24 protein-coding genes and 2 pseudogenes are annotated in these 26,045 nt (G+C 58.0%); 15 read left to right on the top strand and 11 right to left on the bottom strand.

Annotated features, from left to right (window positions below):
* Nucleotides 1-1,290 (bottom strand): D-serine ammonia-lyase, encoded by a 1,290-nt coding sequence (gene dsdA / locus SK50_RS01315; protein WP_045343923.1) that lies wholly within the window; start codon nt 1,288-1,290, stop codon nt 1-3.
* A 17-nt stretch (nt 1,291-1,307) separates the two neighbouring features.
* Nucleotides 1,308-2,645 (bottom strand): D-serine transporter DsdX, encoded by a 1,338-nt coding sequence (dsdX, locus tag SK50_RS01310; RefSeq protein ID WP_045343921.1) that lies wholly within the window; start codon nt 2,643-2,645, stop codon nt 1,308-1,310.
* A 204-nt stretch (nt 2,646-2,849) separates the two neighbouring features.
* On the opposite strand from dsdX, the gene dsdC reads away from it, so the two are divergent.
* Nucleotides 2,850-3,776, top strand: a complete 927-nt coding sequence (gene dsdC, locus SK50_RS01305; protein ID WP_048229941.1) for a DNA-binding transcriptional regulator DsdC — start codon at nt 2,850-2,852, stop codon at nt 3,774-3,776.
* Between the two features lie 84 nt (nt 3,777-3,860).
* Nucleotides 3,861-4,946, top strand: a pseudogene (locus SK50_RS22955) (cellulase family glycosylhydrolase); the annotation flags it as partial.
* On the opposite strand, the gene emrD reads toward SK50_RS22955, so the two are convergent.
* The 4 genes and pseudogenes from emrD to tisB form a co-directional block, all read right to left on the bottom strand.
* A complete protein-coding gene (gene emrD, locus SK50_RS01300; protein ID WP_015570118.1) occupies nt 4,852-6,036 on the bottom strand; it encodes a multidrug efflux MFS transporter EmrD in 1,185 nt (394 codons plus the stop codon). The pseudogene SK50_RS22955 and the gene emrD overlap by 95 nt on opposite strands.
* A gap of 175 nt (nt 6,037-6,211) precedes the next feature.
* Nucleotides 6,212-7,045: pseudogene (locus SK50_RS01295) on the bottom strand (EamA family transporter).
* A gap of 62 nt (nt 7,046-7,107) precedes the next feature.
* Complete coding sequence (locus tag SK50_RS01290) at nt 7,108-7,554, bottom strand: GNAT family N-acetyltransferase (protein ID WP_003861064.1); 447 nt, start codon at nt 7,552-7,554, stop codon at nt 7,108-7,110.
* Nucleotides 7,555-7,618: 64 nt separating this feature from the next.
* Nucleotides 7,619-7,708, bottom strand: coding sequence for a type I toxin-antitoxin system toxin TisB (gene tisB / locus SK50_RS22950; RefSeq protein WP_017383683.1), 90 nt, complete (start codon nt 7,706-7,708; stop codon nt 7,619-7,621).
* Between the two features lie 726 nt (nt 7,709-8,434).
* Between tisB and SK50_RS01280 the strand changes: the two genes are divergently transcribed.
* From SK50_RS01280 to SK50_RS01235, 10 genes are all read left to right on the top strand, one after another.
* Nucleotides 8,435-9,148: a hypothetical protein gene (locus SK50_RS01280; RefSeq protein ID WP_045343919.1), complete on the top strand. Its 714-nt coding sequence runs from the start codon at nt 8,435-8,437 to the stop codon at nt 9,146-9,148.
* A 195-nt stretch (nt 9,149-9,343) separates the two neighbouring features.
* On the top strand, nt 9,344-9,823 hold the full coding sequence (locus SK50_RS01270) for an Hcp family type VI secretion system effector (RefSeq protein ID WP_032668901.1): 480 nt from the start codon (nt 9,344-9,346) through the stop codon (nt 9,821-9,823).
* A 107-nt stretch (nt 9,824-9,930) separates the two neighbouring features.
* Nucleotides 9,931-10,029 carry an ilvB operon leader peptide IvbL gene (gene ivbL / locus SK50_RS23770; protein WP_057979964.1) on the top strand — a complete coding sequence of 33 codons (99 nt, stop codon included), beginning with the start codon at nt 9,931-9,933 and terminating at the stop codon, nt 10,027-10,029.
* Between the two features lie 106 nt (nt 10,030-10,135).
* A complete protein-coding gene (gene ilvB, locus SK50_RS01265; protein ID WP_023302827.1) occupies nt 10,136-11,824 on the top strand; it encodes an acetolactate synthase large subunit in 1,689 nt (562 codons plus the stop codon).
* A gap of 3 nt (nt 11,825-11,827) precedes the next feature.
* Nucleotides 11,828-12,115 carry an acetolactate synthase small subunit gene (ilvN, locus tag SK50_RS01260; RefSeq protein ID WP_015570113.1) on the top strand — a complete coding sequence of 96 codons (288 nt, stop codon included), beginning with the start codon at nt 11,828-11,830 and terminating at the stop codon, nt 12,113-12,115.
* A 125-nt stretch (nt 12,116-12,240) separates the two neighbouring features.
* On the top strand, nt 12,241-12,834 hold the full coding sequence (gene uhpA, locus SK50_RS01255) for a transcriptional regulator UhpA (protein ID WP_003861054.1): 594 nt from the start codon (nt 12,241-12,243) through the stop codon (nt 12,832-12,834).
* On the top strand, nt 12,831-14,336 hold the full coding sequence (gene uhpB / locus SK50_RS01250; RefSeq protein ID WP_045343917.1) for a signal transduction histidine-protein kinase/phosphatase UhpB: 1,506 nt from the start codon (nt 12,831-12,833) through the stop codon (nt 14,334-14,336). The genes uhpA and uhpB overlap by 4 nt, the downstream gene beginning before the upstream one ends.
* Entirely contained in the window at nt 14,329-15,639 is a 1,311-nt protein-coding gene (locus SK50_RS01245; protein ID WP_048229020.1) for an MFS transporter, read from the top strand. Before uhpB ends, SK50_RS01245 begins: the two co-directional genes overlap by 8 nt.
* A gap of 132 nt (nt 15,640-15,771) precedes the next feature.
* Nucleotides 15,772-17,163: a hexose-6-phosphate:phosphate antiporter gene (uhpT, locus tag SK50_RS01240; RefSeq protein ID WP_006808805.1), complete on the top strand. Its 1,392-nt coding sequence runs from the start codon at nt 15,772-15,774 to the stop codon at nt 17,161-17,163.
* 170 nt (nt 17,164-17,333) lie between these two features.
* Nucleotides 17,334-18,338: an alpha/beta fold hydrolase gene (locus SK50_RS01235; RefSeq protein WP_032667760.1), complete on the top strand. Its 1,005-nt coding sequence runs from the start codon at nt 17,334-17,336 to the stop codon at nt 18,336-18,338.
* Here SK50_RS01235 and SK50_RS01230 read toward each other — a convergent pair.
* Nucleotides 18,326-19,228 (bottom strand): LysR family transcriptional regulator, encoded by a 903-nt coding sequence (locus tag SK50_RS01230; protein ID WP_048229018.1) that lies wholly within the window; start codon nt 19,226-19,228, stop codon nt 18,326-18,328. The two genes, SK50_RS01235 and SK50_RS01230, sit on opposite strands and share 13 nt — an antisense overlap.
* 99 nt (nt 19,229-19,327) lie before the next feature.
* Between SK50_RS01230 and SK50_RS01225 the strand changes: the two genes are divergently transcribed.
* From SK50_RS01225 to nepI, 3 genes are all read left to right on the top strand, one after another.
* Nucleotides 19,328-19,780, top strand: a complete 453-nt coding sequence (locus tag SK50_RS01225) for a DUF1198 domain-containing protein (RefSeq protein ID WP_048229016.1) — start codon at nt 19,328-19,330, stop codon at nt 19,778-19,780.
* A 97-nt stretch (nt 19,781-19,877) separates the two neighbouring features.
* Nucleotides 19,878-20,396, top strand: a complete 519-nt coding sequence (locus tag SK50_RS01220) for an SRPBCC domain-containing protein (RefSeq protein ID WP_045343912.1) — start codon at nt 19,878-19,880, stop codon at nt 20,394-20,396.
* Between the two features lie 169 nt (nt 20,397-20,565).
* The gene (gene nepI, locus SK50_RS01215) at nt 20,566-21,756 is read left to right on the top strand and encodes a purine ribonucleoside efflux pump NepI (RefSeq protein ID WP_023302830.1); all 1,191 of its coding nucleotides are present in this window, start codon (nt 20,566-20,568) and stop codon (nt 21,754-21,756) included.
* Between the two features lie 48 nt (nt 21,757-21,804).
* Here nepI and SK50_RS01210 read toward each other — a convergent pair whose 3' ends face one another.
* From SK50_RS01210 to SK50_RS01195, 4 genes are all read right to left on the bottom strand, one after another.
* Nucleotides 21,805-22,710: an EamA family transporter gene (locus SK50_RS01210; RefSeq protein WP_017383673.1), complete on the bottom strand. Its 906-nt coding sequence runs from the start codon at nt 22,708-22,710 to the stop codon at nt 21,805-21,807.
* A gap of 134 nt (nt 22,711-22,844) precedes the next feature.
* Nucleotides 22,845-24,224 (bottom strand): carbohydrate porin, encoded by a 1,380-nt coding sequence (locus tag SK50_RS01205; RefSeq protein ID WP_040117018.1) that lies wholly within the window; start codon nt 24,222-24,224, stop codon nt 22,845-22,847.
* Between the two features lie 136 nt (nt 24,225-24,360).
* Nucleotides 24,361-24,663 carry a PTS lactose/cellobiose transporter subunit IIA gene (locus SK50_RS01200; protein ID WP_014168006.1) on the bottom strand — a complete coding sequence of 101 codons (303 nt, stop codon included), beginning with the start codon at nt 24,661-24,663 and terminating at the stop codon, nt 24,361-24,363.
* A 5-nt stretch (nt 24,664-24,668) separates the two neighbouring features.
* Entirely contained in the window at nt 24,669-26,045 is a 1,377-nt protein-coding gene (locus SK50_RS01195) for a glycoside hydrolase family 1 protein (RefSeq protein ID WP_023302831.1), read from the bottom strand.

Here is a 26,045-nt window from a genome sequence, read left to right as displayed (position 1 = left end):
TCAGGCGTTTCCCTTCGCCAGGTACTTCGCCATCTCATCCTCCGGCACCATGCCGCCGCCGGTCGCCCACACCAGGTGGGTAACGTTCTCATCGGCATCGACGCGCAGCGGCCCGGCCATCCCCGCCAGCGCCGACGGCTCCAGGCGAATCCCTTCCTCCTGCGCCAGCCAGCCGAGCATGTCGTACATGCTCTGGTCGGAAAGGGTGTAGAACCCGTCAAGCAGGCGTTCCATCGCGCGGCCCACGAAGCCGGAGGCACGTCCTACCGCCAGACCGTCCGCCGCCGTCACGTTATCAATGCCCAGATCCTGCACCGCAATCTCATCGTGCAGCCCGGTGTAAACGCCCAGCAGCATGCACGGTGAGTGCGTTGGCTCCGCGAAGAAGCAGTGGACGTTATCGCCAAAGGCCAGCTTCAGGCCAAACGCCACGCCGCCGGGGCCACCGCCAACGCCGCACGGCAGGTAGACGTACAGGGGATGATCGGCATCCACCACGCGGCCCTGCTCGGCAAACTGCGCCTTCAGGCGCTCGCCAGCAACCGCATAGCCCAGGAACAGCGTACGGGAGTTTTCATCGTCAATGAAGAAACAGTTCGGATCGCTTTCCGCCGCTTTGCGTCCCTGCTCCACCGCCACGCCGTAATCCTGCTCATATTCCACGACGATCACGCCGTGGCTGCGCAGTTTGGCTTTCTTCCACTCGCGGGCGTCGGCGGACATATGCACCGTCACCTTAAAGCCAATGCGGGCGCTCATAATGCCGATGGACATCCCCAGGTTGCCGGTTGAGCCCACCGCGATGCTGTACTGGCTGAAGAAGTTCTTAAAGCGCGGCTCCAGCAGAACGCTGTAGTCGTCTTCAAGGCTCAGCAACCCGGCGTCCAGCGCCAGTTTCTCCGCATGGGTCAGCACCTCATAGATGCCGCCGCGCGCTTTGATCGAGCCGGAAATCGGCAGATGGCTGTCTTTTTTCAGCAGCAGCGTGCCTGGAATGGCCTTACCGGACTCTTTCTCCAGCCGCGCCTGCATCGCCGGGATCGCGACCAGGTCGGATTCGATAATCCCGCCCGTTGCCGCCGTTTCCGGGAACGCTTTCGCCAGATACGGCGCGAAGCGTTTCAGGCGCGCGTGCGCGTCGTCCACGTCGGCTTTGGTCAGCCCGACATACGGCAATCCTTCCGCCAGCGTCGTGGTGCGCGGGTTAAGCCAGGTGGTTTCTTTCAGGGCAATCAGATCCTCAATCAGAGGAAACTGTGCGGTTAAAGTAGTGATAGTTGCGTTTTCCATAATACGTCTCTTCGCGCTCAGATAATGAAAGAAAGCAGGAATGTGCCGCCAAGTGCAAGCACCGAGGCGATAAACGTCGCCGTCGTATAGTATTTGAAGGTCTCATTCAGGGTCGCGCCGCAATACTGCTTCACCAGCCAGAAGAGAGAATCGGTCACGATCGTGCAGCCAATAGCGCCGGACCCGATGGCAATGGTGATGATCTCCGGGCTTACGTTCGGGTAGAGCGGCAGCATCGGCGCCACTATCGCCGTGGCACCCATCATCGCTACCGTTGCCGAACCCACGGCGGCGTGCAGCACCAGTGCCACCAGCCAGGCGAGAAGGATAGGGTGCATATGCAGGTTCGAGAGAATATGCGCCAGCGTCTCCGCCAGACCGCTGGTTTTAAGGATGGCGTTGAACGCGCCGCCCGCGCCGATAATCAGCAAAATGTTGGCGATAGAGCCAAAGCCGTGCTCCGTATGGGTCAGCATTGCGCCCATGCCCATGTGCTGGCGGATCCCCAGCAGGTAGTAGGCGACAAACACGGCGATAAACATCGCGGTGATAGGGTTGCCGATAAACTCCAGCAGGGTATAAAGCGTGCCTTCTTTTGCCATGTTCAGCTCGGCAATGGTTTTCACCAGCATCAGGGCAATCGGCAGCAGCACGGTGAACAGCGTGGCGCCCAGCGACGGCAGCGTGTGTTCTTCCCGCACCTTCAGGTCTGAAAATTCCGCCGGAACCGGCTTATAGGGCAGACGATCGCCGAGCAGCTTCAGGAACAGCGGGCCGCCAACCAGAGACGCCATCAGGCCCACCATCAGACCGTAGACAATCACTGTCCCGACGTCCGCCCCTAATTTATTGGTGACAAACAGCGCGGCCGGATGCGGAGGCACCACGCAGTGCACTGCCATTAGTGCGGTACAGAGCGGAATGGCCAGCTTGAGCAGCGACGTGTTGGTCTTTTTGGCGATGGAAAACGCCAGCGGGATCAGCAGTACCACGCCCACTTCCACAAACAGCGTAATGCCGCAGATCAGGCCGACCAGGACCATAATCACGTCCGCCGACAGCCAGCGGCAGCGCTGCAACGTAATCCCGATGCGCTCTGCCGCGCCGGAGACTTCCATCATTTTGCCGAGAATAGTGCCAAGACCGATAACCGCCGCCAGGAAGCCCAGCGTACCGCCAATCCCGCTCTCAATGGCGTTCACCATATCCAGCGGGCTCATCCCCATCATCGCGCCGACGAAAAAGCTTGCCAGCAGCAGCGCGAGGAACGGGTGAAACTTCAGTTTTACGATGGTTAAAACAATCAATACGATGCTGACAAGCAGCGTTGCCACAACCCAGACCTGAGATCCCATATCTCACCTCACCCTTATGTCATCTGGGGGTATTGGACGAAAAAACGGCGTGGGCTGACAAACGATATAAATTGGCGTTCAGATGAGCCAGATTGGATCAACTGAGTGACTGTGTTCTAAAAAGCGCATTTAACTCGTATTAGGTTCACATAAATTCATTCTTGAGCGGTATGCTGAACGCAGAAATTACGTGTGGGAATTGTGATGACCGATGCGAATGAAGGCAGAAACCGGCTGTTAAACGGCTCGCAACTGTCGAAAATGTACACCTTTGAAGTGGCCGCCCGGCATGAGTCCTTCGCGCTGGCGGCGGCGGAGCTGTCGCTCAGCCCCAGCGCGGTGAGCCACCGCATAAATCTGCTGGAAGAGGAGCTGGGCATTCAGCTGTTTGTCCGCTCACACCGTAAAGTGGAGCTGACGCAGGAAGGCAAGCGCTTTTACTGGACGCTGAAATCGTCCCTCGACACCCTGAATCAGGAGATCCTGGATATTAAAAACCAGGCGCTGTCAGGTACGCTAACGGTGTACTCCCGGCCGTCGATCGCCCAGTGCTGGCTGGTGCCGATGCTGGGGGATTTTACCCGCCGCTACCCGTCGATTTCACTTACTATTCTGACTGGTAATGATTACGTCAACATGCAGCGAACCGGCATCGATCTGGCGCTCTATTTCGACGATACGCCGCCAAACCACCTTTCTCATCACTTTTTGATGGATGAAGAGATTTTGCCCGTCTGCTCGCCGGCGTATGCCCGGGAGCATGAACTGCTGAAAAACCCCCATAACCTCAGCCACTGCACGTTACTGCACGACCGTCAGGCCTGGAGCAATGATTCCGGTACGGATGAGTGGCTGAGCTGGGCGCAGCATTACGCGGCGAATATGCCGTTATCATCGGGTATTGGCTTCGATCGCTCTGATTTAGCCATTATCGCGGCCATGAATAATGTGGGGGTAGCGATGGGGAGAAAGCGGCTGGTGCAAAAACGTCTCGAACGGGGGGAGTTGATCGCACCCTTTGATGGGAAAACTCTCAAGTGCCATCAGCATTATTACGTCTCAACGCTTCCCGGCCGTCAGTGGCCGAAAATTGACGCCTTTATCGGCTGGCTAAGAGAACTGGCGGGTTGAAGAATTATTACGCTTTCGCTCTACACCAAATGTGAAAAAGCGTGCTAAATACAGGTAATGCTTTTGATTTATCCAGGGTAAACCGTGTTAAAGCCTTTTATTGCCACTGCGATCTTACTCTCTTCCGGCTGGGCGATTGCCGCTGAGCCGCCGCTGACGGCTGCCCGTTACACGCAGATGCTGGGCGTCGGAATGGATGTCGACTGGGCCCGCACCGAGCGCGGTATCCGTGAGTTCGACCCGCTGGTGGTCCGTGATTTCCAGGCGAAAGGCATACGTCATGTCCGTATTCGGGTGGCGGGCGAACCGACGGAAGCGCGGCTGATTCACCTGCGTAAGCTGGTGGAGGCCTGCGAGCAATACGGCGTCATCCCCATCATCGCTTATCAGGCCGATGAATATAAAAACGACCCGAAAGCGGATACCGAAAAAGAGGTGATTAACTGGTGGATTGCCGTGGCGCACTATTTTGGTCAGCGCTCGCCGTTGCTGGGCTTTGACCTGATCTACGAACCGGCGGACAAGCTCAACCACAACGTTGCTTCGCTCAACCGGGTGTATGAGAAAGCGATCAAAGACATTCACGCCATTGATGCCAGCCGCATGATTTTTATCGCCCCTCGTCTGCGCGCCGCGCCGGAGGATTTATCCAGCCTGAAGCTGCCCGCGCACAGCCAGAATTACCTGCTGGCGGAGTGGCATATTTTCCCCTGGGGCCCGCTGAAAACGAACGGTAAATACCCGTGGACGTCCGGAACTGCGGCTGAGAAAGCGGCTATCCGTAACCGAATCAACGCCGCGCTGCACTGGCAACAAAAAACCGGGCATGTGAGCTGGGTTGGCGGCTGGGGGGTGGGCGAATCGAAAAGCCTGACGCCAACCGCCTCGCAGATGGCGTTTGCCACGTTTATGGCGTGCGAGCTGAAACAGGCCAACATCCCGTATGCGATAAACGCCGATGTTCAGTTTTATGACGGGGAAGAGGGGGCGTGGCGGCCTGCCCCAGAGCGGCTATTGCAGGCGATGATTGCGCCCGTCTGTGAAAAGCCCGGCGAGAAGCCGGGCCATCATGCGGTTAAACCGGCTGTTCGTGATGCGAGACACGCGACGCCAGCGGCAGCCAGCACAGCAAAATCAGCAGCCCCATCAGGGTCATCAGCAAGCCTAAACTCGCCTGCCCGGTCTGCGGCATCATAGCCGAAAGCCAGGCCAGCGCGCCGGAACCGATGTTCTGCAAACCGCCCACCAGCGCGCCTGCCGTGCCTGCGAGGAACGGGAACGGCTCCATCGCGCCGCTGGTGGCGAGGGGAAACAGCATGCCCGCGCCAAAGAAGAACAGCGCCGCCGGGATGAGCAACGTCCAGACCGACATCACGTCAAACAGCCCCGGGATCCACATCATCAGCCCGGCCAGCAGACAGCTGATCACCGACTGCCACATCAGCGTGGAGAAACGCTTGTTCGGACGTCCGGCGAACCATGCGCCGAAGAACGCCGCCGGGATCGGCAGAATAAACAGAATACTCACCACCATGCTGCTCAGGCCAAGGCCTGCGCCCAGCAGCACGCCGGAACAGGCTTCAAACACCGCAATGCCCGCCAGGCCGCCGATTAGCATCAACAGATAACAGGTAAAGGACCCATTACCGAACAGCGTTTTGTAGCTGGCGATGAGCTTCGTGCGCGGCGCGTCTTTTGGGCGGGTTTCCGGCATCCAGCGCGCCATGCTGAAGGTGACAATAATGCACAGCACCAGCAGGAAGGCGTAACAGGCGCGCCAGGACCAGACGGTGTCCAGCAGACCCCCAATCAGCGGGGCCAGCAGCGGGCTGACCAGAATACCCATATTTAACAGACTGTTGGCGTGACGAAGCTGTGTGCCCTGGTACATATCACGCGGCAGGGTACGCGCCATAACCCCGCCAACGCCGGTGCCCACGCCCTGGAGGGCGCTGGCGGCAATCAGGACGGTCAGGCTGTGCGTGGTAATGGCAATCACCGTTGCTACCATGAAAATGCTCATGCCCACCAGAATGACCGGACGACGCCCGACGCGATCGGACAGGGGACCATAAACCAGCTGTGAAACGCCATAGGTCAGCAGATAGGCTGCCATCACGCTCTGGACTGCACCTTCGCGGACGCTCAGATCTTTTGCCATATCGGCAATCGCCGGAATGTAGATGGTTTGTGCCATCTGCCCGACGGCCACCAGTAACACCAGCATCAACAATAAGTTCACGTTCCGTTGCTTTTTCATGTCGCTGAATACTTTTGCCAAAAGAGATAAATAAAGAATAAGTGACTACGCATTCCCATAAATGCGCGAGGAATCTACCACAGAGAGATGACAATTTAAGCATTACTGTGATGAATGACAGAAGACGTGAAGGCAGGATTTGTAAACAAGATCGGCAACTAATGTTGCCAGCGAATTACGCCAGGCGCAGCAGGACCGCACCGGCAGCAATACCCAGTGCCGCCGCGATGCGCAGGCCGGCAACCTTCTCTTTTAAAAGCACGAATGCGATTAATGCGCCGAAGAGAATAGAGGTTTCACGCAGTGCCGCGACCACAGCCAGCGGTGCCTGGGTCATCGCCCAGAGTGCCAGACCGTAAGATCCCATCGTCCCGACACCGCCGAGCAGCCCTTTTTTCCAGTGCAGACGCAGGTAGCTGGACGCTTCGCGACGCCGCGCCACCATTGCCCAGCTCAGCAGGCAGAAACCGTTCATGAAGAAGGTCCAGAGCGTATAGCCCAGCGCAGTGTCCGAGAGTCGCACACCGGTGCCGTCCACCAGGGTATACCCGGCGATAAAACAGGCGTTCAGCAGCGCCAGCCAGATCCCCTTGCGTGACTGCATGCGGCCGTTCATCGCCATGGCCAGAATCGACAGACAAATGACCCCAATGCCGGATCAGGCAAGCCAGGAGAGATGATCCCCGAGCACCAATACGCTGATCAGCGCCACCAGCAGAGGGGCCGTCCCGCGCATAAGGGGGTAGGTCTGGCTCATGTCGGAGACCTGATAGGTCTTCGCTACCAGCACGGTGTACACCACCTGTAACGCACAGGAGACGAACAAATATGGCCAGCTTGCGGCAGTTGGCTGAGGAGAGAAGGGCAGTAAAATCAGGGCAATAAGCGCGGCTGAACCGCTGACTCCGATCGCCGAGTAGAGTTTATCCGTTCCGGCTTTAACGATGGCGTTCCAGCTGGCATGCAGCAGTGCGGCGAACAGTAAAATGCAGAAAACGGTGATGGTCATGGCGTATCGGTTGGTGAAATGTCATCCAACTGTAACATTCACCCGTCGATGCTGCCAGCCGCTTACACTGCGCAAAAAAGGCGGTGCGTCACCCGGGGTTCGTCTGACACCAGCCTGAAGCCCGCCCGATGGTAAAATCCGTACGCGGTTTCCGGCGCATGGGTATTAAGAAAATCAAACCAGATGCTGGCATCTGCCATCACCACGGTCAAAAGCTGTTTGCCTATGCCCTGCCCACGGCACTTCTCGCTGACGTAGAGATGACGAATACGTCCGGCGCGCGGCTGCTGGCTGAACGGATCGCGATTAAGGCCGCACACGCCCACCAGCCTGCCGTTAAGAAACGCCCCCAGCAGTTTTTCACCCGGCGCGTTAAAGCGGTTTTCACCCCGCTGCCAGTTCTCTTCCAGCCTGCGCAGCATATTGAAATTCAACGCGATACTCTCCGCCTTCAGGGCGATATACCCGGGTTCATCGGGCGTGACAGGCTCAATTAACAGACGCGACATAGCATTCCCTCGTTATTAAAGAGGGGCGGTTGCCCGCCCCTCTCAGGTGCGACTTGAACCTGAATCACCGAACGTATTTCAGGACAGCATCAAGCAGTTGCAATACAGCAACAATGAGTTTGAGGACAAGTATGACCATATCCACGACGCTCATACGCGTCTCCTTTTGGTTAAAAGGAGCACGATGCTGGCGTACCTTTCCGCCGCCTGTGGCCAGCACCTGGATTGACGTAACACAGTGTGCTCACTTCAGGGGTTAAGGCACTGACGGCACCACCCGTTTCAGCCAGGACTTCGTTGCGCCGGTAAACTGCGGCCCCCTCGCTCACTGCGAACACCCTCAGTATAGATAAATACTGTATGCATGAACAGTATTTTATGGACAAAATTTGGAAGGCGATCCATACTCAAAAACGTCAAAATCCGTGCCGGAATTGCGCGTTCGTCTTCGATCGCGTATACTTTTCGCGTTGACGTAACACAGTGTGTTCTGCGGCAACCAACCGCAAAACCCTGATAAAAACCTCGCTTAGGCGGGGTTTTTTGTTTTCAGGGCAGCCCAGAAAAGGTGCTTGTTGACTTATTGGCAATGGGTGCGGCTGGCATGCAGTATGATTCAATGATTAATTTAATAAGTTCTAATAAGCAGTGGTTCTGGTTCTAGGCCACTTATACAAGTTTACGTCTCTCAATACATAAACTCATTCCAGACATCAATACTCTTCTCAAAGTGAAAAAATGGTATCGACTATAATTGCAGTAAATAATAATGAACTAATTTATATTTTTCTTAAATATTTGCGGGGTTAACCCTCCTTAATTTGAATTATTCGATTTTTCATTGTACTATCTATAACCACGCGCATAGTATGGATACATTATGCAGGCATCTGATTATTTAAAGATGAAGTTCCAAAGCGACAGGCAGTTGGCTATTTATGGACAGCAGGGCGTAGCAGGGACATGGAAAGCATTACAGGGGATCGGCTCTGATATTTACTCAGGAATTGAGCGTGTAAGTTGGTACTCATCATGCTTAATCCCCATCTATCACGATGTGTGTGACGAGCTTCTCTCAGAAGAAAAGAGAATGTACCTCTCAATTCTCTCGCTTTACCGTTATCGCGATGTAATAGCACACATGCTATATCTTTATTTTGAAAGTGTTATTTCCGATTCTGAAAATGGAAATGAAAACAATCGCGTTCGTAAGATGGATTCAAAAGTAACCGGGCTTGTTAATAACATACCGACCAGCAAGGCCGCGCGTTTAGCGATAGCATGGGGTCTGGCCAAATCCCTTTCCGAATCTGGCCTGCTGTCTGAAATCGTCGTCGAACGGCTTGCACGCCGCGTACCTAACGTAGTCATGGCGCTTCAATTGATTGGAACGGAACAGAAGTGCGCTCTTGCTGCTCGTCGCCTGAAAACATTGGACCCTAAGTATTACGCCACCCTCTATGCTGCACAACTGGAGATGCTTTACTACTTTTTTGAGCCTTTCCTGTCTGAACTCATTAAGAAGGTGCAGTTGGGATTCTATAAGGATTTCGATGCAATTTATAAAGACTTAAAGGGCAAGGAGCATGTTTAAAAGTCTGTTATCAATTCTATTAACGGATATTTTATTCCCTGTTTATATTTTTGCGTGCGCCTCTTTGTTCCTGTGGTTGGTACCTGACCACTGGGTCTTACTAACATTCATTGCTATCGTTGTGTTTATTATTGTTCACCCGATGATTTTTGGCCACTTTGATAAATACGATTAAATGTTATTAAAAGGATTTTTATGTCAAACCCAGCTTATTTGTTTTTAACAGATGAAAATGGTTCTCCCATGGTTGGCCCTTGCCTTGTGTCAGGGCGTGAAGGTGCAATTGAACTTAAAACGTTCACTCATAATGTCAACGTCCCGGTCGACGGGAATACCGGGAAATTGACGGGTACGCGTATACACATGCCCATCATGTTTCAAAAAGAATTTGATCGTGTAACCCCGCTTCTCTTTCGCGCATTGAGTACGGGAAGAACGCTCAAGTCAGCCACTATTAAGATGTATCAGATTAATGAGGCGGGTTTTGAACAGGAGTATTTTAATATCTTCCTGGAGAATGTGAAAATAACCTCAATCACACCAGACCTGTATCCCGGCGCAAACACCGGAACCCACCTTGAAACGGTTCTCATACGCTACGAGAAAATCACCTGGAAGCATTGCGACGGCAATGTCATCTATAGTGACACCTGGAATGAGCGAGCAACGTACTGAAACGTGATCCCTGACGCATTTTTGCGCAGATGAAAATATTTCCATTGTCACATCCGAAAACCTGTGTTTGTATAAATTCAATCAATGATTCCAAACACAGGTCCCCAATGACTTCATCCATCTTCACTTCGACCCTACTAAAAACTGCGCAACCTGCCGCAGTGGTCGTCGTGCGTGTGGTGGTGGTCGTCGGCAATGCGCCGTAGGGACTGGATCAACACACGAATCCAAAACCCCGCCGGCGCAAACCGGGCGGGGTTTTTCGTTTAGGACCCTCCCCGGAAGGCTGGCTCAGAAGAAAAGGACTGGAGCATGGCAAGTTCGGGCACAACATCCACCAAGACGCGTTTTACAGGCGCGCAGCTGATTGTTCATTTACTGGAACGACAGGGCATCACCACCGTTGCGGGCATCCCGGGTGGGACCGTACTGCCGCTGTATGATGCGTTAAGCCAAAGCACACAGATCCGCCACGTGCTGGCGCGCCACGAGCAGGGCGCAGGCTTTATCGCCCAGGGCATGGCGCGTACCCAGGGTAAACCGGCGGTCTGTATGGCCTGTAGCGGGCCGGGCGCCACTAACCTGGTGACCGCCATCGCCGACGCGCGTCTCGACTCCATTCCGCTGATCTGCATTACCGGCCAGGTGCCGTCCTCGATGATCGGCACCGATGCGTTCCAGGAAGTCGACACCTACGGCATCTCTATCCCCATCACCAAACATAACTATTTAGTTCGCGATATTAGCGAGCTGCCTCAGGTTATCAGCGATGCGTTCCGCATTGCGCAGTCTGGCCGCCCGGGCCCGGTGTGGATAGACATTCCTAAGGATGTCCAGACCGCAGAAATTGAGATCGACGTTCTGCCGGAGCCGGGTGACCGTGCCCCCGCGCCAGAATTCAGCGCTGAGAGCGTGCGCGATGCGGCGGCGATGATCAACGCCGCCAAACGCCCGGTGCTCTATCTGGGCGGCGGGACGATCAACGCCGCGGATGAAATCCGCCAGTTCGCTGAAAAAGCTAATTTGCCCACCACTATGACCCTGATGGCGCTGGGTATGCTGCCAAAAGCGCACCCGCTCTCTCTCGGCATGCTGGGCATGCACGGCGCGCGCAGCACCAACTACATCCTGCAAGAGGCGGATTTGCTGATAGTTATGGGGGCGCGTTTTGATGACCGGGCGATTGGCAAAACCGAGCAGTTCTGCCCGAACGCCAAAATCATTCACGTGGATATCGACCGCGCCGAGCTGGGTAAAATCAAGCAGCCGCACGTGGCGATCCAGGGCGACGTGGCCGAGGTGCTGGCGCAGCTGATCCCGCAGACGGAGGCAACCGACCGCGCCGACTGGCGCCAGCTGGTAGCCGATCTGCAACGGGAGTTCCCGGGCGCTATCCCAACCGAGGGCGACCCGCTGAGCCACTATGGTCTTATCAACGCCGTCGCCGCCTGCGTGGATGACAGCGCGATTATCACCACCGACGTCGGCCAGCATCAGATGTGGACCGCTCAGGCGTATCCGCTGAACCGTCCGCGCCAGTGGCTGACCTCCGGCGGCCTTGGCACCATGGGCTTCGGCCTGCCAGCAGCGGTTGGCGCGGCGCTCGCCAACCCGGACCGCAAGGTGATCTGCTTCTCCGGTGACGGCAGCCTGATGATGAATATTCAGGAGATGGCGACGGCGGCCGAAAACCAGTTAGACGTTAAAATCATTCTGATGAACAACGAGGCGCTGGGCCTGGTGCACCAGCAGCAGAGCCTGTTCTACAAGCAGGGCGTGTTTGCGGCGACCTATCCGGGGATGATCAACTTCATGCAGATTGCCGCTGGTTTTGGCCTGCACACCTGCGATCTGAACGCCGAAGAAGATGCCCACGCGGCGTTGCAGGATGCGATTTCTCGCCCTGGCCCGGCGCTGATCCACGTGCGTATCGACCCTGAACTAAAAGTGTATCCGATGGTGCCGCCGGGTGCGGCAAATACTGAGATGGTGGGGGAATAAGCCATGCAGAAACAATGTGATAACGTCATTCTGGAACTCACCGTCCGCAACCACCCAGGCGTCATGACCCACGTCTGTGGGCTCTTTGCCCGTCGGGCGTTTAACGTGGAAGGCATTCTGTGCCTGCCGATTCAGGGCAGCGAGCACAGCCGCATCTGGCTACTGGTGAACGACGACCAGCGTCTGGAGCAGATGATGGCGCAGATCGACAAGCTGGAGGACGTCACCAAAGTGGCACGCAACCAGTCCGATCCCACCATGTTTAACAAAATTGCGGTGTTTTTTGAGTAAATCACTTAAGGTAAGAGGCTTTTGCCGGATGGCGCTGCGCTTATCCGGCCTGCAAGGACGTTACACGTAGGCCGGATAAGGCGTTTGCGCCGCCATCCGGCGCGTTCACGCATCAGGATCAAACCATGACCACCATCGCCCTTATCGACGACCACCTTATCGTTCGCTCCGGCTTTGCCCAGCTTTTAAACCTCGAGCCGGATTTTCAGGTCGTGGCCGAGTTTGGCTCAGGACGCGAGGCGCTGGCGGGTCTGCCGGGACGCGGGGTGCAGGTCTGTATCTGCGATATCTCAATGCCGGACCTCTCCGGGCTGGAGCTGTTAAGCCAGCTGCCGAAAGGGATGGCGACGATCATGCTCTCAGTCCACGACAGCCCGGCGCTGGTCGAGCAGGCGCTCAACGCGGGGGCGCGCGGGTTTCTCTCTAAACGCTGTAGCCCGGACGAGCTGATTGCCGCCGTGCGTACCGTCTCCACCGGCGGCTGCTACCTGACGCCGGATATTGCCATCAAGCTGGCGGCGGGACGGCAGGATCCGCTCACCAGACGCGAGCGCCAGGTGGCAGAGAAACTTGCCCAGGGCATGTCGGTGAAAGAGATTGCCGTAGAGCTGGGGCTGTCGCCAAAGACCGTTCACGTTCATCGCGCCAACCTGATGGAAAAACTCAACGTCAGTAACGATGTCGAGCTGGCGCGCCGTATGTTTGACAGCTGGCAATGAACTCCCTGTTTTCGCGGCTGATCGCCGTTGTTGCCAGCTTTTTCATCTTCTCCGCCGCGTGGTTCTGTCTGTGGAGTATCAGCCTGCATCTTGTCGAGCGCCCGGAGCTGGCGGTGCTGCTGTTCCCCTTTGGCCTGCGGCTGGGGCTAATGCTGCAATGCCCGCGCGGCTACTGGCCGGTGCTGCTGGGCGCAGAGTGGCTGATGCTGATCTGGCTGGCGCAGGAAGTGGCGTTGGCGCATCTGCCTTTATTGATGACCGGAAGCCTGCTCACGCTTATCCCGGTCGCCCTGATTTCCCGCTACCGTCACCAGCGCGACTGGCGCACGCTGCTGCGTCAGGGTGCGGTGCTGATTGCCGCCGCGCTGTTGCAGTCCCTGCCGTGGGTGGGTGAAAAGGAGGGGCTCAACGCCCTGCTGCTGACCCTCACCGGCGGCCTGACGCTGGCCCCGACCTGCCTGGTTTTCTGGCATTACCTTACCAGCACCGTCTGGCAGCCGCTCGGCCCGGCGCTGGTCTCCCAGCCGGTGAACTGGCGCGCCCGGCACCTGATCTGGTATCTGCTGCTGTTTGTGGTGAGCCTGTGGTTGCAGCTTGGTCTGCCCGCTGAATTATCACGCTTCACGCCGTTTTGTCTGGCGCTGCCGATCATCGCCCTTGCCTGGCATTACGGCTGGCAGGGCGCATTGATCGCCACGCTGATGAACGCCATCGCGCTGATTGCCAGCCAGACCTGGCACGATCACCCGGTAGATCTGCTGCTCTCGCTGCTGGCCCAGAGCCTGACCGGGCTGCTGCTCGGCGCGGGCATACAGCGCCTGCGCGAGCTGAACCAGTCTCTGCAAGCCGAGCTGGCGCGCAACCGCCGTCTGGCGGAGCGTCTGCTGGAGACGGAAGAGAGCGTGCGCCAGGAGGTTGCTCGCGAGCTGCACGATGACATCGGCCAGACCATCACCGCCATCCGCACCCAGGCGGGCATTGTTCAGCGCCTGGCGGCAGAAAACGCGGGCGTGAAGCAGGGCGGGGCGCATATCGAACAGCTTTCGCTGGGCGTCTATGATTCCGTTCGTCGCCTGTTAGGGCGGCTGCGCCCGCGCCAGCTTGACGATCTCTCGCTCGAGCAGGCAATACGCTCTCTGATGCGCGAGATGGAGCTGGAGAGCCGCGGAATTGTCAGCCATCTCGACTGGCGCATTAACGAACCTGCGCTGAGCGAAGGCCAGCGCGTGACGCTGTTCCGCGTCTGCCAGGAAGGGCTGAACAACATCGTCAAGCACGCCAGCGCCAGCGCGGTAACGATCCAGGGCTGGCAGCAGGACGAGCGCCTGATGCTGGTGATTGAAGACGACGGCTGCGGCCTGCCGCCGGGCTCCGGCCAGCAGGGGTTTGGCCTGGCGGGCATGCGCGAGCGCGTGAAGGCGCTGGGCGGCACGCTGACGATCTCCTGCACCCACGGAACGCGCGTCAGCGTCAGTTTGCCGTTAAGGACACACCATGTTTAAAACCCCCGCCAGCGCCGCCCCGCTAAGCAACAAAGCGGAAATCGATGCCCGCTACCGCTACTGGCGTCGCCATATCCTGATTACCATCTGGCTCGGCTACGCGCTGTTCTATTTCACCCGCAAAAGCTTCAACGCCGCCGCGCCGGAAATCCTCGCCAGCGGCGTGATGACGCGCACCGATATCGGCCTGCTGGCGACGCTGTTTTACATCACCTACGGCCTGTCGAAGTTCTTCTCCGGCATCGTCAGCGACCGTTCCAACGCGCGCTATTTTATGGGCGTCGGGCTGATCGCCACCGGCGTGGTGAACATCCTATTTGGCTTCTCCACCTCGCTGTGGGCCTTTGCCCTGCTGTGGGCGCTGAACGCCTTTTTCCAGGGCTGGGGCGCGCCGGTCTGCGCCCGCCTGCTCACCGCCTGGTACTCACGCAACGAGCGCGGCGGCTGGTGGGCGATATGGAATACCGCGCATAACGTCGGCGGGGCGCTGATCCCGATGGTGGTCGGCGCGGCGGCGCTGCACTACGGCTGGCGCGCGGGGATGATGATTGCCGGTGGCCTCGCGATTGTCGCCGGGCTGTTCCTCTGCTGGCGCCTGCGCGACAGGCCGCAAACCGTCGGCCTTCCACCGGTGGGCGACTGGCGGCACGACGAGATGGAGATCGCCCAGCAGCAGGAAGGGGCCGGGCTGTCCCGCCAGGAGATCCTCACCAAATACGTGCTGAAAAACCCGTACATCTGGCTGCTGTCGCTCTGCTACGTGCTGGTCTACGTGGTGCGCGCGGCGATCAACGACTGGGGCAATCTGTACATGTCCGAAACTCTCGGCGTGGACCTGGTGACCGCCAACTCGGCGGTGACGATGTTCGAGCTGGGCGGGTTTATCGGCGCGCTGGTGGCGGGCTGGGGCTCGGACAAGCTGTTCAACGGTAACCGCGGGCCGATGAACCTGATTTTTGCTGCCGGGATCTTACTCTCCGTCGGCTCGCTGTGGCTGATGCCGTTCGCCAGCTACGTGATGCAGGCGGCGTGCTTCTTCACCATCGGTTTTTTCGTCTTTGGCCCGCAGATGCTGATCGGCATGGCGGCGGCGGAGTGTTCCCACAAAGAGGCGGCAGGCGCGGCGACGGGCTTTGTCGGGCTGTTTGCCTACCTTGGCGCATCGCTCTCCGGCTGGCCGCTGGTGCGGGTGATCGACGTCTGGCACTGGAGCGGGTTCTTCGCGGTGATCGCCATCGCGGCGGGCATCTCCGCCCTGCTGTTGCTGCCGTTTTTGCACGCGCAGGCACCGCGCGAAGCGTGACGCGCCTCACCTTTTGCTGCCGAGACGCGCAAAACTAAGAAATTTTCCCGGTTTCACCTGGACGCTGTCTCAGGCATCTCTCCTGGCTGGTTTTTACAATGCTGCAAAAATCAGCTCAGGAGTAACTCAGTCATGCTGGCCTTCTTAAATCAGGTGCGCAAGCCGACCCTGGATCTGCCGCTCGACGTGCGGCGCAAGATGTGGTTCAAACCGTTCATGCAGTCCTATCTGGTGGTCTTCATCGGCTACCTGACCATGTACCTGATCCGCAAAAACTTTAACATCGCGCAGAACGACATGATCTCAACCTACGGGCTGAGCATGACGCAGCTGGGGATGATTGGCCTGGGCTTCTCCATCACCTACGGCGTGGGGAAAACGGTTGTGTCCTACTACGCGGACGGCAAAAATACCAAGCAGTTCCTGCCGTTTATGCTGATCCTCTCCGCCATCTGTATGCTCGGCTTTAGCGCCAGCATGGGCGCGGGCTCCGTCAGCCTGTTCCTGATGATCGCCTTCTACGCCCTGAGCGGTTTCTTCCAGAGCACCGGCGGGTCGTGCAGCTACTCCACCATCACCAAATGGACGCCGCGCCGCAAGCGGGGTTCGTACCTCGGCATGTGGAACATCTCCCACAACCTCGGCGGAGCGGGCGCGGCCGGCGTGGCGCTGTTCGGTGCGAACTACCTGTTCGACGGCCACGTGATTGGCATGTTTATCTTCCCGTCGATTATCGCCCTGATTGTCGGCTTTATCGGCCTGCGCTACGGCAGCGATTCCCCGGAATCCTACGGCCTCGGCAAAGCTGAAGAGCTGTTCGGGGAGGAGATCAGCGAGGAGGACAAAGAGACCGAAGAAAACGAGATGTCCAAATGGCAGATCTTTGTTGAGTACGTGCTGAAAAACAAAGTGATCTGGCTGCTCTGCTTCTCGAACATCTTCCTGTACGTGGTGCGTATCGGTATCGACCAGTGGTCCACCGTGTATGCCTTCCAGGAGCTGAAGCTCTCGAAAGAGGTGGCGATTCAGGGCTTCACCCTGTTCGAAGTAGGCGCGCTGGTCGGTACCCTGCTGTGGGGCTGGCTCTCGGACCTCGCCAACGGCCGTCGCGCGCTGGTGGCCTGCGTCGCGCTGGCGCTGATTATCGCCACGCTCGGCGTTTACCAGCACGCCAGCAACCAGTACGTTTACCTGGCGTCGCTGTTTGCGCTCGGCTTCCTGGTGTTCGGTCCGCAACTGCTGATCGGCGTGGCGGCGGTTGGCTTTGTGCCGAAAAAAGCGATCGGCGCAGCCGATGGGATTAAGGGCACCTTCGCTTACCTGATCGGCGACAGCTTCGCCAAGCTCGGTCTGGGCATGATCGCCGACGGCACGCCAATTTTCGGCCTCACCGGCTGGGCGGGCACCTTTGCCGCGCTGGATGCGGCAGCGATTGGCTGTATCGTCCTGATGGCGATGGTTGCGGTGCTGGAAGAGCGTAAGATCCGCCGCGAGAATCGTGCGCAGAAATTAAAAGTAGCCTGAGTGTGCAGGTAACTTCTTTGCCCGGTGTGTGATGCCGGGCTTTTTTATTTTTCACGGCCTGCCTTTTACCTTTACCCCGCTTTACACACCCGCTCCCCCGTATGCTCTACAGTTTTTTTTGCTGCCGCTTTTCGTGCAGCCTTAGCCCTTTTTGCTAACGGAGAGCTTGCATGTTGACCCGACGATTGTCCTGCCTGGCGCTGTTGATGGCGCTGGCCTCCCCCGCAATGGCCGCGAATGCCCCCACCTACGGCGAGAAGCTGGAAGGTTTTGACTACGGCTGGCCGGTAAAACACTTTACCTTTACCTCGCAGAACCAGCCTCTGGATATGGCTTACCTGGACGTGAAGCCGGAAAAACCCAACGGCCGCACCGTGGTGCTGATGCACGGCAAAAACTTCTGCGCCGGTACCTGGGACGGCACGATCCGCGCGCTTTCAGCCAGCGGGTATCGCGTGATCGCACCCGACCAGATCGGCTTCTGCAAATCCACCAAGCCGGAGCATTATCAGTACACCTTCCAGCAGCTGGCGGATAACACCCACGCGCTGCTGAAAACGCTGGGCGTCGATCGCGTGACGGTCATCGGCCATTCGACCGGCGGCATGCTGGCGACCCGCTACGCGCTGATGTGGCCGCAGCAGGTGGAGCAGCTGGTGATGGTGAACCCAATAGGGCTTGAAGACTGGAAAGCGCGCGGCGTGCCGCATATTACGGTCGACCAGTGGTACCAGCGCGAGTTGAAAGTCAGCGCCGACGGCATTCGTCAGTACGAGAAAAACACCTACTACGCCGGGGAGTGGAAGCCGGAGTACGAGCGCTGGGTCACCATGCTCGCCGGGCTGAACAACGGGCCGGGCAAAGCGCGCGTGGCGTGGAACTCGGCGCTGCTCTACGACATGATTTATACCCAGCCGGTCGTCTATGAATTTAACGAGCTGAAGATGCCGGTATTATTGATGATCGGCACGAAGGACAACACCGCCATCGGGAAAGATCTCGCCCCACCGGAGATCCGCAAGACGCTCGGCAATTACGCGGTGCTGGGTAAAGAGACGGCGAAGCGCATTCCGCACGCGACGCTGGTTGAATTTAACGACATGGGCCACGCGCCGCAGATGCAGGATCCTGCCCGCTTCCACGAGGCGCTGCTGAAAGGGCTTCAGGCGCGCTGACTGGTCTCCAGCAACAGCCCGCGCAGCCACGCCTGCGCGAGGTTGCGGTGCGTTCTGCCGTGCCAGGCCATGCTTTTGGTAAAACCGGGCACGGGAACCGGCGTCTCGCAGACGAACATCCCCGTCTGCTTTTCCGCTATGCGTGATGGCACAACGGCAATCATATCGCTGAGGGCCAGCACGTCCGGCAGGACTAAAAAGTTACTCACCGATAAGCCAACATGCCGCGTTCGGCCAGTTTTCTCCAGCGCGCCATCCGTTACGCCGCGAAAACCGTCGCCCTCGTAAGAGACCAGCACATGCTCCAGGGCGCAAAACCGGTCTAACGTCATGGGCTGTCCGGCATCCGGATGGTCGGCACGCATCATGCAAACGTACCGTTCATCATAAAGCGCCCGGCTGTGAAGCTCATCTGGCGTGGTGTGCGGGGTGATCAGCGCCACGTCGACAGAGCCTTGTTCGAGCTGGCTGACCAGACGGTCGGATTCCACAGGTACCACGCGCACGCGAATCCCCGGCGCCTGCACCTTAAGCGCAGCGATAAACGGCACGACGACCGCGCGCAGGACGTAGTCGGTCGCGGCAAGCGTGAAGGTGAACGTTGCGGTGAGCGGATCAAAGGCGATCGGCTGAAGCAGCTCGTCGATATCTGCCAGAATGCGTTTGACGGGAGCCGCCATCGCTTCCGCCCGGGTGGTAGGCACGATGCCGTGCGGCGCGCGGATAAACAGCGGGTCTTCAAAGTAATCCCGCAGGCGGTTAAGCATGCCGCTTACCGCTGGTTGGGTCAGGGCAAGACGCGCCGCCGCGCGGGTGACGCTGCGTTCGTCCAGCAGGGCATCCAGCGTTTTCAGCAGGTTAAGATCCAGCGTGCGCAGATCCGCTTTCATGACGTTTTTCCACCTCTTTTCCGTTTACTATTATGGCGCTGCCCGCTGTTGACGCACTGCGTTTCCCGCTATGATGGGCGGCTAGTCTAAGGAGAACGCATGGTCTGGATAATGCTGGCAACGCTTGCCGTGGTGTTTGTGGTTGGATTTCGTGTCCTGACCTCAGACTCCCGCCGCGCCATCAAACGTTTAAGCGAGCGGCTGGGGATCACCCCGATGCCGGTCGAGCCGATGATTGACCAGTTCGGTAAAACGCCGGGCAATGAGTTTATCCGCTATCTTGAACGCCCCGACGAGGCGCATCTGCAAAATGCCGCCCAGGTGCTGCTGATCTGGCAGGTCTGCATCGTCGACGCCAGCGAAGAGAATCTGCATACCTGGCACCGCATGCTGCGTAAAGCCCGTCTGGCCGCGCCGATCACCGACGCGCAAATCCGCCTCGCGCTCGGCTTTATGCGCGAGATAGAGCCTGACCCGCAGGAGCTTAACGCCTTCCAGCTGCGCTACAACCAGCTTTTCCTGCCGGAAGAGGGCGTGTTTTACCTGCACTGATATCACAAAACGTGATGAAGAGTATAAAGCATCGTCATTAGATTTATATCACCCGCAGGCGCACCATCACCTTATCAACTAACCGATGAGGTGAACCATGAAACAATCCGCCATTATCTGGCCGAACGACTACCTGCCCGGCACCACCGATAACTTTGCCTCCAACGAAATCATCGTCGCCGGGCTGAGCGCAAAAGAGATTTGGGCGCAGCTCAACGACACCACCCTGTGGCCGAACTACTACAGCAACGCCGAAGATATCCGTTTTCACGACGGCAGCGGCCCGGCGCTGAGCGCCAACGCCCGCTTCCGCTTCACCACCTTTGGCTTCCCGGTTGAGGCGCAGGTGACGGAGTATGTTCCGCCCGTGGAGGGCGAAGCCGCGCGTATCGCGTGGCACGGCTGGGTAGAAGGGGATGCAAATTCGCGTCTGGACGTGATCCACGCCTGGCTGTTTGAAGACCTGCCGGGAAACCGCGTGCGCATTCTGACTCAGGAGTCGCAGAAAGGCGTGCCGGCGCAGGAATTAGCGCGCACGGTGCCAAACCCAATGATTAACGGGCATCAGAAGTGGATCGTGGGATTAGCGAATGCCGCTCTTAAGGCTCGCGGGTAATTTTGCCCGGTGGCGCTTTGCTTACCGGGCCTACAAGCCCGTAGGCCGGCGCAAGCGCAGCGCCGCCCGGCATTAAAAAACGACAAAAGTTGTCGAAACGTTAAATTCGTCACACTTTTGATGATAAACTGCGCGACTTTTCCGCACGTTTTTATCTTCAGGTGATGCCATGACAGAACATACCCAGCCCACGACTACACCGCAGGCCAAAGAGGTTTCACGCCCCAACTGGTCGGCGGTTTTCTCCGTGGCATTTTGCGTCGCCTGCCTGATCACCGTCGAGTTCCTGCCGGTCAGCCTGCTGACGCCGATGGCGCAGGATCTGGGCATTTCCGAGGGCGTGGCGGGGCAGTCCGTGACCGTCACCGCGTTTGTGGCGATGTTCGCCAGCCTGTTTATCACGCAGGCGATCGGCACCATTGACCGTCGCAAGGTGGTTATTCTGTTCAGCGTGCTGCTGACGCTCTCCTGCCTGCTGGTCTCTTTCGCTGAAAGCTTCACCCTGCTGCTGCTCGGCCGTGCCTGCCTGGGGCTGGGATTAGGCGGCTTCTGGGCGATGTCCGCCTCGCTGACCATGCGCCTGGTGCCCGCGCGTACGGTGCCAAAAGCCTTGTCCGTTATCTTCGGCGCGGTCTCGATCGCGCTGGTGATTGCCGCGCCGCTGGGCAGTTTCCTCGGTGGAATTATCGGCTGGCGCAACGTCTTTAACGCGGCGGCGGTGATGGGCGTGCTGTGCATAATCTGGGTGTGGAAGGCGCTGCCGTCCCTTCCGGGGGAAGCGGCGCACCACAAACAGAACATGTTCGCGCTGCTGAAGCGCCCGGGCGTGCTGGCGGGGATGACCGCCATCTTCATGGCCTTTGCCGGGCAGTTTGCCTTCTTCACCTATATCCGTCCGGTGTATATGACCATGGCGGGCTTTGATGTGGACGGCCTGACGCTGGTGCTCCTGAGCTTCGGGATCGCCAGTTTTGTCGGCACCTCGCTGTCGTCCCAGTTCCTGAAGCGCTCCCTGAAGGTGGCGCTGGCGGGTGCCCCGCTGGTGCTGGCGATCAGCGCCGCGGCGCTGGTGTTGTGGGGCAGCGATAAGTGGGTGGCTTCGGCGATCGCGATTATCTGGGGCTTTGCCTTTGCGCTGGTGCCGGTGGGCTGGTCGACGTGGATCACCCGCTCGCTTGCCGATCAGGCGGAAAAAGCCGGGTCGATTCAGGTGGCGGTGATCCAGCTGGCGAATACCTGCGGCGCGGCGGTGGGCGGCGTAGCGCTCGACCACCTGGGGCTGACCTCCCCGCTGGTAATTTCCGGCACGCTGATGCTGCTGACCGCGCTGCTGGTGGCGGGGAAGGTTAAGGCGAAGTAGTGCTTTTCTCCCTCTCCCGTGGGAGAGGGTTGGGGTGAGGGCATCAGGCTACGCCGATGTCTGAACCCGTCTTCTCGAATCCATCGAAATCAACACCACCGACGACACAATCAGCAGCGTCCCCAGCCAGTCCGGCAGGGTGAATGCCACCCCCAGCAACACCACCGACAGCAGCGCGCTGCTCAGCGGCTCGGCGCAGCTCAGAATGCTCGCCTTCGGCCCGCCGATCATCTGTGCGCCTTTCAGATACAGGCTGAACGTCAGCGCGGTGCCAATCACCACCAGGTAGAAAAACGCCAGCAGCAGGCCGCCGTCGATCACGAAGGTGGTGCCGCGTCCGGCGTAGAACGGCGTCAGCATTAGTCCCGCAATCAACATACTCCAGCCGACAATCGGCAGCGTGCCGTAGCGGGCGATAAGCGTCGACGGGTACGTCGTATAAAACGCCGCGGCAAACGCCGAGGCGATACCGAAGAACAGCGCGGCCGGCGAGATGGAGAGCGACGTCGGGTCGCCGTGGGTTACCAGCAGGAAGGTACCCACAAGCGACGTGAAAATCGCGGATAAGACAAATATGCCGGGACGCGTTTTCCGCGCCAGCGCAAACCATGCCACGATAATGGTCGGCGACAGAAACTGGAGCACGGTGGCCGTCGCGGCGTTGGATTTTTCAATTGTCAGCAGGAAGGTGAGCTGCACGGTAAGCGCGCCAGCCAGCGAGAAAAACAGCAGGCTGAGGGCGTCTTTGCGGTTTTTGACGACCGAGAAAATCTTGTCGCCGTGAACGAAGGAGAGCGTCAGCAGGATCACGCCGGTAAACAGCAGACGAACCATGGTCAGGTAAGGCGAAGAGATGTGGCTTTTCTCCATGATGTACTGCGCGCAAACCCCGGAACTGCCCCATAAAACGGCGGCGATCAGGACGTTGAGCATCCCTTTGCGTGTGGAACCCATGTTCTCCCCTGTTATGTTGGTTTTTTTGTAGCATAACATGGGATCTTGCCGGGTGGCGCTGCGCTTACCCGGCCTACAAAACCTTGTAGGCCCGTGCAAGCGCAGCGCCGCCGGGCGAAACAAACGACGCTGTACTAGAACCACGCCTCCCACATCGCGCCGACGTTGAAGTCGTCCAGCGTTTCATCTTTGGTGTTGTTCACGCGCGCGGTACGTTCGTTATCCACCTTGCCGCCGGTCACGTAGAAGCGCAGCATCGGACGGAACTCCGGCCCCATGGCGATAGACATGTTCTGCGACAGGGTCAGCTTCCAGCCCTTGTTGTCGCCGCCGTTGTCGTAATCCACGTGCTGCCAGCCCGCTTCCAGCCAGGTGGAGTGAACGTCGTTCCACCAGTGCATCGGGCGCACGATGGCGTTGTAGTTCTTGCGGTTGTCGGTCTTATCGCGGCTGTTGTCGTAGTCATGGAAGGCGAGGAGGTACTCCACCTGCGTCGCCTGGGTGAATTTGTACAGCCCTTCGAAGCTGGCGTAGACCGTGGTCAGATCCTCGGTTTTGTTGAACACGCTGTTGTCCGCGTTATCGGAGTAGCGGGCAATCACCTTGTTCACGCCGCTGTCGTTGGTGTGGCTCAGCACCACGCCGCCCTGCCAGGCGTTCAGACGTTCGTCGCTCTCCACCGCTTTCGAGTCAAAGCCGTAGTTGGCGTACAGCTCCAGATCCAGCGGACCGAGCTTCATACCGTGGATTTTAGACGTCGCGGCGTAGTTGCCTTTGTCGCCCGTGCCGGACCCGCCGGTACAGGTGATGCGCGACGGGTTCGCTTCGTCTTCCATCACTTCCGGGCTACAGGATTCCACCGCTGCCACGGCGGCCACGTCAAACTGCACGCCGCCGATGTCGAAGTTCTTCACCCCGGCGCCCTGACCGTCGTGGTTCATCCAGAAGTAATCGTTGATGCCCTGCTGCGGACGCTGGTGGAAGTCGCGACCCGCCCAGAAGTAGGCGTTCGGGTTGGAGGCCATAATGTTGGTCACGCCGGCGTAGGCTTTCTTGAGGTTAACTTCGTCGCCCCAGTGGTCGATCATCACGTTGATGTCCCAGATGGCGCCGTTTTCGCCCTTGAAGGCTTTAGAGAGCTGGAACTCGCCGCCGTTGCCTTCGTTGCCCAGACGACCAATGGCGGACGCGCCGTTGTAGGAGCCGTCCACCGCCACGTATTTCTGATCGGCGGCCTGGAAGTGCGCGCCGTAGCGGGCGTAGCCGGTAAATTTAACCCCGAACGGGATCGCCATATCCGGAGATTGCGCCGCGCTCTGCGGCTCGGTCACCACGTCCGCTTTTTTCGCGACCGCAGCATCCATTTTGGCCTGACGCTCGGCCAGGGCTTTATCCACCGCTTTCGCCACAATGGCGTCGATTTGCTCCTGAGTGAATTCCTGAGCGAGAACGGAAATTGGGCAAAGCGCGGCGATAACCGCCATGGTTAATGGAAGTTTTTTAATCGTATTCATGGTTATCTCAATATAGTTTAATTTTATTCAGACAATAACCATCCCGCTCCGATCTGACAGAGTATGTCGCTATCATCAGAACAAGTGGATCTCTATTTAGGGTACAGAGGTATTACAGTAATTATTTCGCCATAGACTATCTCTGATATAAATGAATAATTTCTTCGGATAACTCGCGCGCTAATAAGGAATTCATTAAATGATCCTGGGCGTGCACCATAATTAAGGTCATCGGCTGGCGGGCTTCGCCCGCATCCTGCTCGATCAGTTTGGTCTGCATCTTGTGCGCCTGGCGCGCGTAGCCGTCGGCTTCGCGCAGCAGGCTTTTGGCCTCGTCAAGGTTGCCCTGACGCGCCGCGTGCAGGGCTTCAAAGCACAGGCTGCGGGACTGGCCGGCGTTGACGATAATTTCCATTACGGCTTCTTCTAGTGCGATCATCATCATTACTCTTTATCAAAACTATTATTTAAGGCGGTGGCGGCAAACCACTCTCCGCTTTTTTTAATGGTGCGCTGCTGCGTCTCTACATCGAGTTGAATAAAACCGTAGCGGTTTTTATACGCATTACACCACGACCAGTTATCAATAAATGTCCACATATGGTAGCCAAGACAATTGCAGCCTTCGCTAATACCTTTGTGCAGCCACGATAAATGCTCAGAAATAAAATCAATGCGGTATTGATCGTTAATCTGGCCATTTTCAATAAAGCGCTGCTCGTTTTCGACGCCCATGCCGTTTTCCGAAATAAAGCAGCGAGGGTTGCCGTAATTATCGCGCAGGTTAACCAGAATATCGTAAATACCCGGCGCGTAGATTTCCCAGCCGCGGTACGGGTTCATCTTACGGCCCGGCATCTCGTAATTATCAAAGAACCACTCCGGCATAAACGGCGCCTGCGGGTTCACCGCGCTGTCGCGACACTTCACGCGACGCGGCTGATAGTAGTTAACGCCGAGCAGGTCGATTTTCCCTTCCGCAATCAGGAAACCGTCTTCCGGCTTGCAGGCGGGCAGCTGATCGTAAGATTTCAGCAATGCCACCAGGTCCGCCGGATACTCCCCGCGCAGCACCGGGTCGAGGAAGCTGCGGTTAAACATCAGGTCCGCTATGTGCGCCGCCTTCACGTCCGCCGGGTTCCGGGAGCGCGGGTACGACGGCGTCAGGTTGAGCACGATGCCGATCTCACCCGCGTAGTGTCCGGCGCGGTAAGCCTGAACGGCCTTCGCATGGGCCAGCACGGTGTGATACGCCACGGTGGCTGCCCGACGAAAATCCACCACGTTCGGGTAGTGGAAGTCGTACAGATAACCGCCTTCCACCGGAACAATCGGCTCATTGAAGGTAAACCAGTGCAGCACGCGATCGCCGAACAGCTCGAAGCAAATCTGCGCATAGCGGGCGTACGCGTCCACCACGTCACGGTTTTCCCAGCCGCCAATCTCCTGCATCGCCATCGGCATGTCGAAATGGAACAGGGTGATAAACGGCGTGATGCCCTGCTCGTTTAGCTCATCAATGACCTGATTGTAAAAATCGACCGCGTCCGGGCTCACTTCACCGATACCGTCGGGGATCAGGCGCGCCCAGCTAATCGAGGTGCGAAAGCTGTTGTGGTTCAGCTGCTTTAACAGCTGAATGTCCGTTTTCCAGTGCTGATAAAACGTGGAGGTGTGCTGCGGCCCCACGCCGTTGTGAAAACGGTTCGGCTCGCGGGCAAACCAGTAATCCCACGTGGTTTCACCCTCTCGTGTCCCTTCCGTCTGGAGAGCGGAGCTTGCGCTGCCCCACCAGAAGTTATCGGGAAATGCGTATTTCAT

The sequence above is a fragment of the Enterobacter sp. BWH64 genome, assembly GCF_001037645.1.
Lineage (GTDB): Bacteria > Pseudomonadota > Gammaproteobacteria > Enterobacterales > Enterobacteriaceae > Enterobacter > Enterobacter hormaechei_C.
This window is presented reverse-complemented; position numbering and strand designations above follow the sequence as displayed.

Excerpts from the sequence above, each read along its gene's own strand:
- dsdA (WP_045343923.1), bottom strand. The coding sequence starts at position 1,290 with ATGGAAAACGCAACTATCACTACTTTAACCGCACAGTTTCCTCTGATT.
- dsdX (WP_045343921.1), bottom strand. The coding sequence starts at position 2,645 with ATGGGATCTCAGGTCTGGGTTGTGGCAACGCTGCTTGTCAGCATCGTA.
- dsdC (WP_048229941.1), top strand. The coding sequence starts at position 2,850 with ATGACCGATGCGAATGAAGGCAGAAACCGGCTGTTAAACGGCTCGCAA.
- emrD (WP_015570118.1), bottom strand. The coding sequence starts at position 6,036 with ATGAAAAAGCAACGGAACGTGAACTTATTGTTGATGCTGGTGTTACTG.
- SK50_RS01290 (WP_003861064.1), bottom strand. The coding sequence starts at position 7,554 with ATGTCGCGTCTGTTAATTGAGCCTGTCACGCCCGATGAACCCGGGTAT.
- tisB (WP_017383683.1), bottom strand. The coding sequence starts at position 7,708 with ATGAGCGTCGTGGATATGGTCATACTTGTCCTCAAACTCATTGTTGCT.
- SK50_RS01280 (WP_045343919.1), top strand. The coding sequence starts at position 8,435 with ATGCAGGCATCTGATTATTTAAAGATGAAGTTCCAAAGCGACAGGCAG.
- SK50_RS01270 (WP_032668901.1), top strand. The coding sequence starts at position 9,344 with ATGTCAAACCCAGCTTATTTGTTTTTAACAGATGAAAATGGTTCTCCC.
- ivbL (WP_057979964.1), top strand. The coding sequence starts at position 9,931 with ATGACTTCATCCATCTTCACTTCGACCCTACTAAAAACTGCGCAACCT.
- ilvB (WP_023302827.1), top strand. The coding sequence starts at position 10,136 with ATGGCAAGTTCGGGCACAACATCCACCAAGACGCGTTTTACAGGCGCG.
- ilvN (WP_015570113.1), top strand. The coding sequence starts at position 11,828 with ATGCAGAAACAATGTGATAACGTCATTCTGGAACTCACCGTCCGCAAC.
- uhpA (WP_003861054.1), top strand. The coding sequence starts at position 12,241 with ATGACCACCATCGCCCTTATCGACGACCACCTTATCGTTCGCTCCGGC.
- uhpB (WP_045343917.1), top strand. The coding sequence starts at position 12,831 with ATGAACTCCCTGTTTTCGCGGCTGATCGCCGTTGTTGCCAGCTTTTTC.
- SK50_RS01245 (WP_048229020.1), top strand. The coding sequence starts at position 14,329 with ATGTTTAAAACCCCCGCCAGCGCCGCCCCGCTAAGCAACAAAGCGGAA.
- uhpT (WP_006808805.1), top strand. The coding sequence starts at position 15,772 with ATGCTGGCCTTCTTAAATCAGGTGCGCAAGCCGACCCTGGATCTGCCG.
- SK50_RS01235 (WP_032667760.1), top strand. The coding sequence starts at position 17,334 with ATGTTGACCCGACGATTGTCCTGCCTGGCGCTGTTGATGGCGCTGGCC.
- SK50_RS01230 (WP_048229018.1), bottom strand. The coding sequence starts at position 19,228 with ATGAAAGCGGATCTGCGCACGCTGGATCTTAACCTGCTGAAAACGCTG.
- SK50_RS01225 (WP_048229016.1), top strand. The coding sequence starts at position 19,328 with ATGGTCTGGATAATGCTGGCAACGCTTGCCGTGGTGTTTGTGGTTGGA.
- SK50_RS01220 (WP_045343912.1), top strand. The coding sequence starts at position 19,878 with ATGAAACAATCCGCCATTATCTGGCCGAACGACTACCTGCCCGGCACC.
- nepI (WP_023302830.1), top strand. The coding sequence starts at position 20,566 with ATGACAGAACATACCCAGCCCACGACTACACCGCAGGCCAAAGAGGTT.
- SK50_RS01210 (WP_017383673.1), bottom strand. The coding sequence starts at position 22,710 with ATGGGTTCCACACGCAAAGGGATGCTCAACGTCCTGATCGCCGCCGTT.
- SK50_RS01205 (WP_040117018.1), bottom strand. The coding sequence starts at position 24,224 with ATGAATACGATTAAAAAACTTCCATTAACCATGGCGGTTATCGCCGCG.
- SK50_RS01200 (WP_014168006.1), bottom strand. The coding sequence starts at position 24,663 with ATGATCGCACTAGAAGAAGCCGTAATGGAAATTATCGTCAACGCCGGC.
- SK50_RS01195 (WP_023302831.1), bottom strand. The coding sequence starts at position 26,045 with ATGAAATACGCATTTCCCGATAACTTCTGGTGGGGCAGCGCAAGCTCC.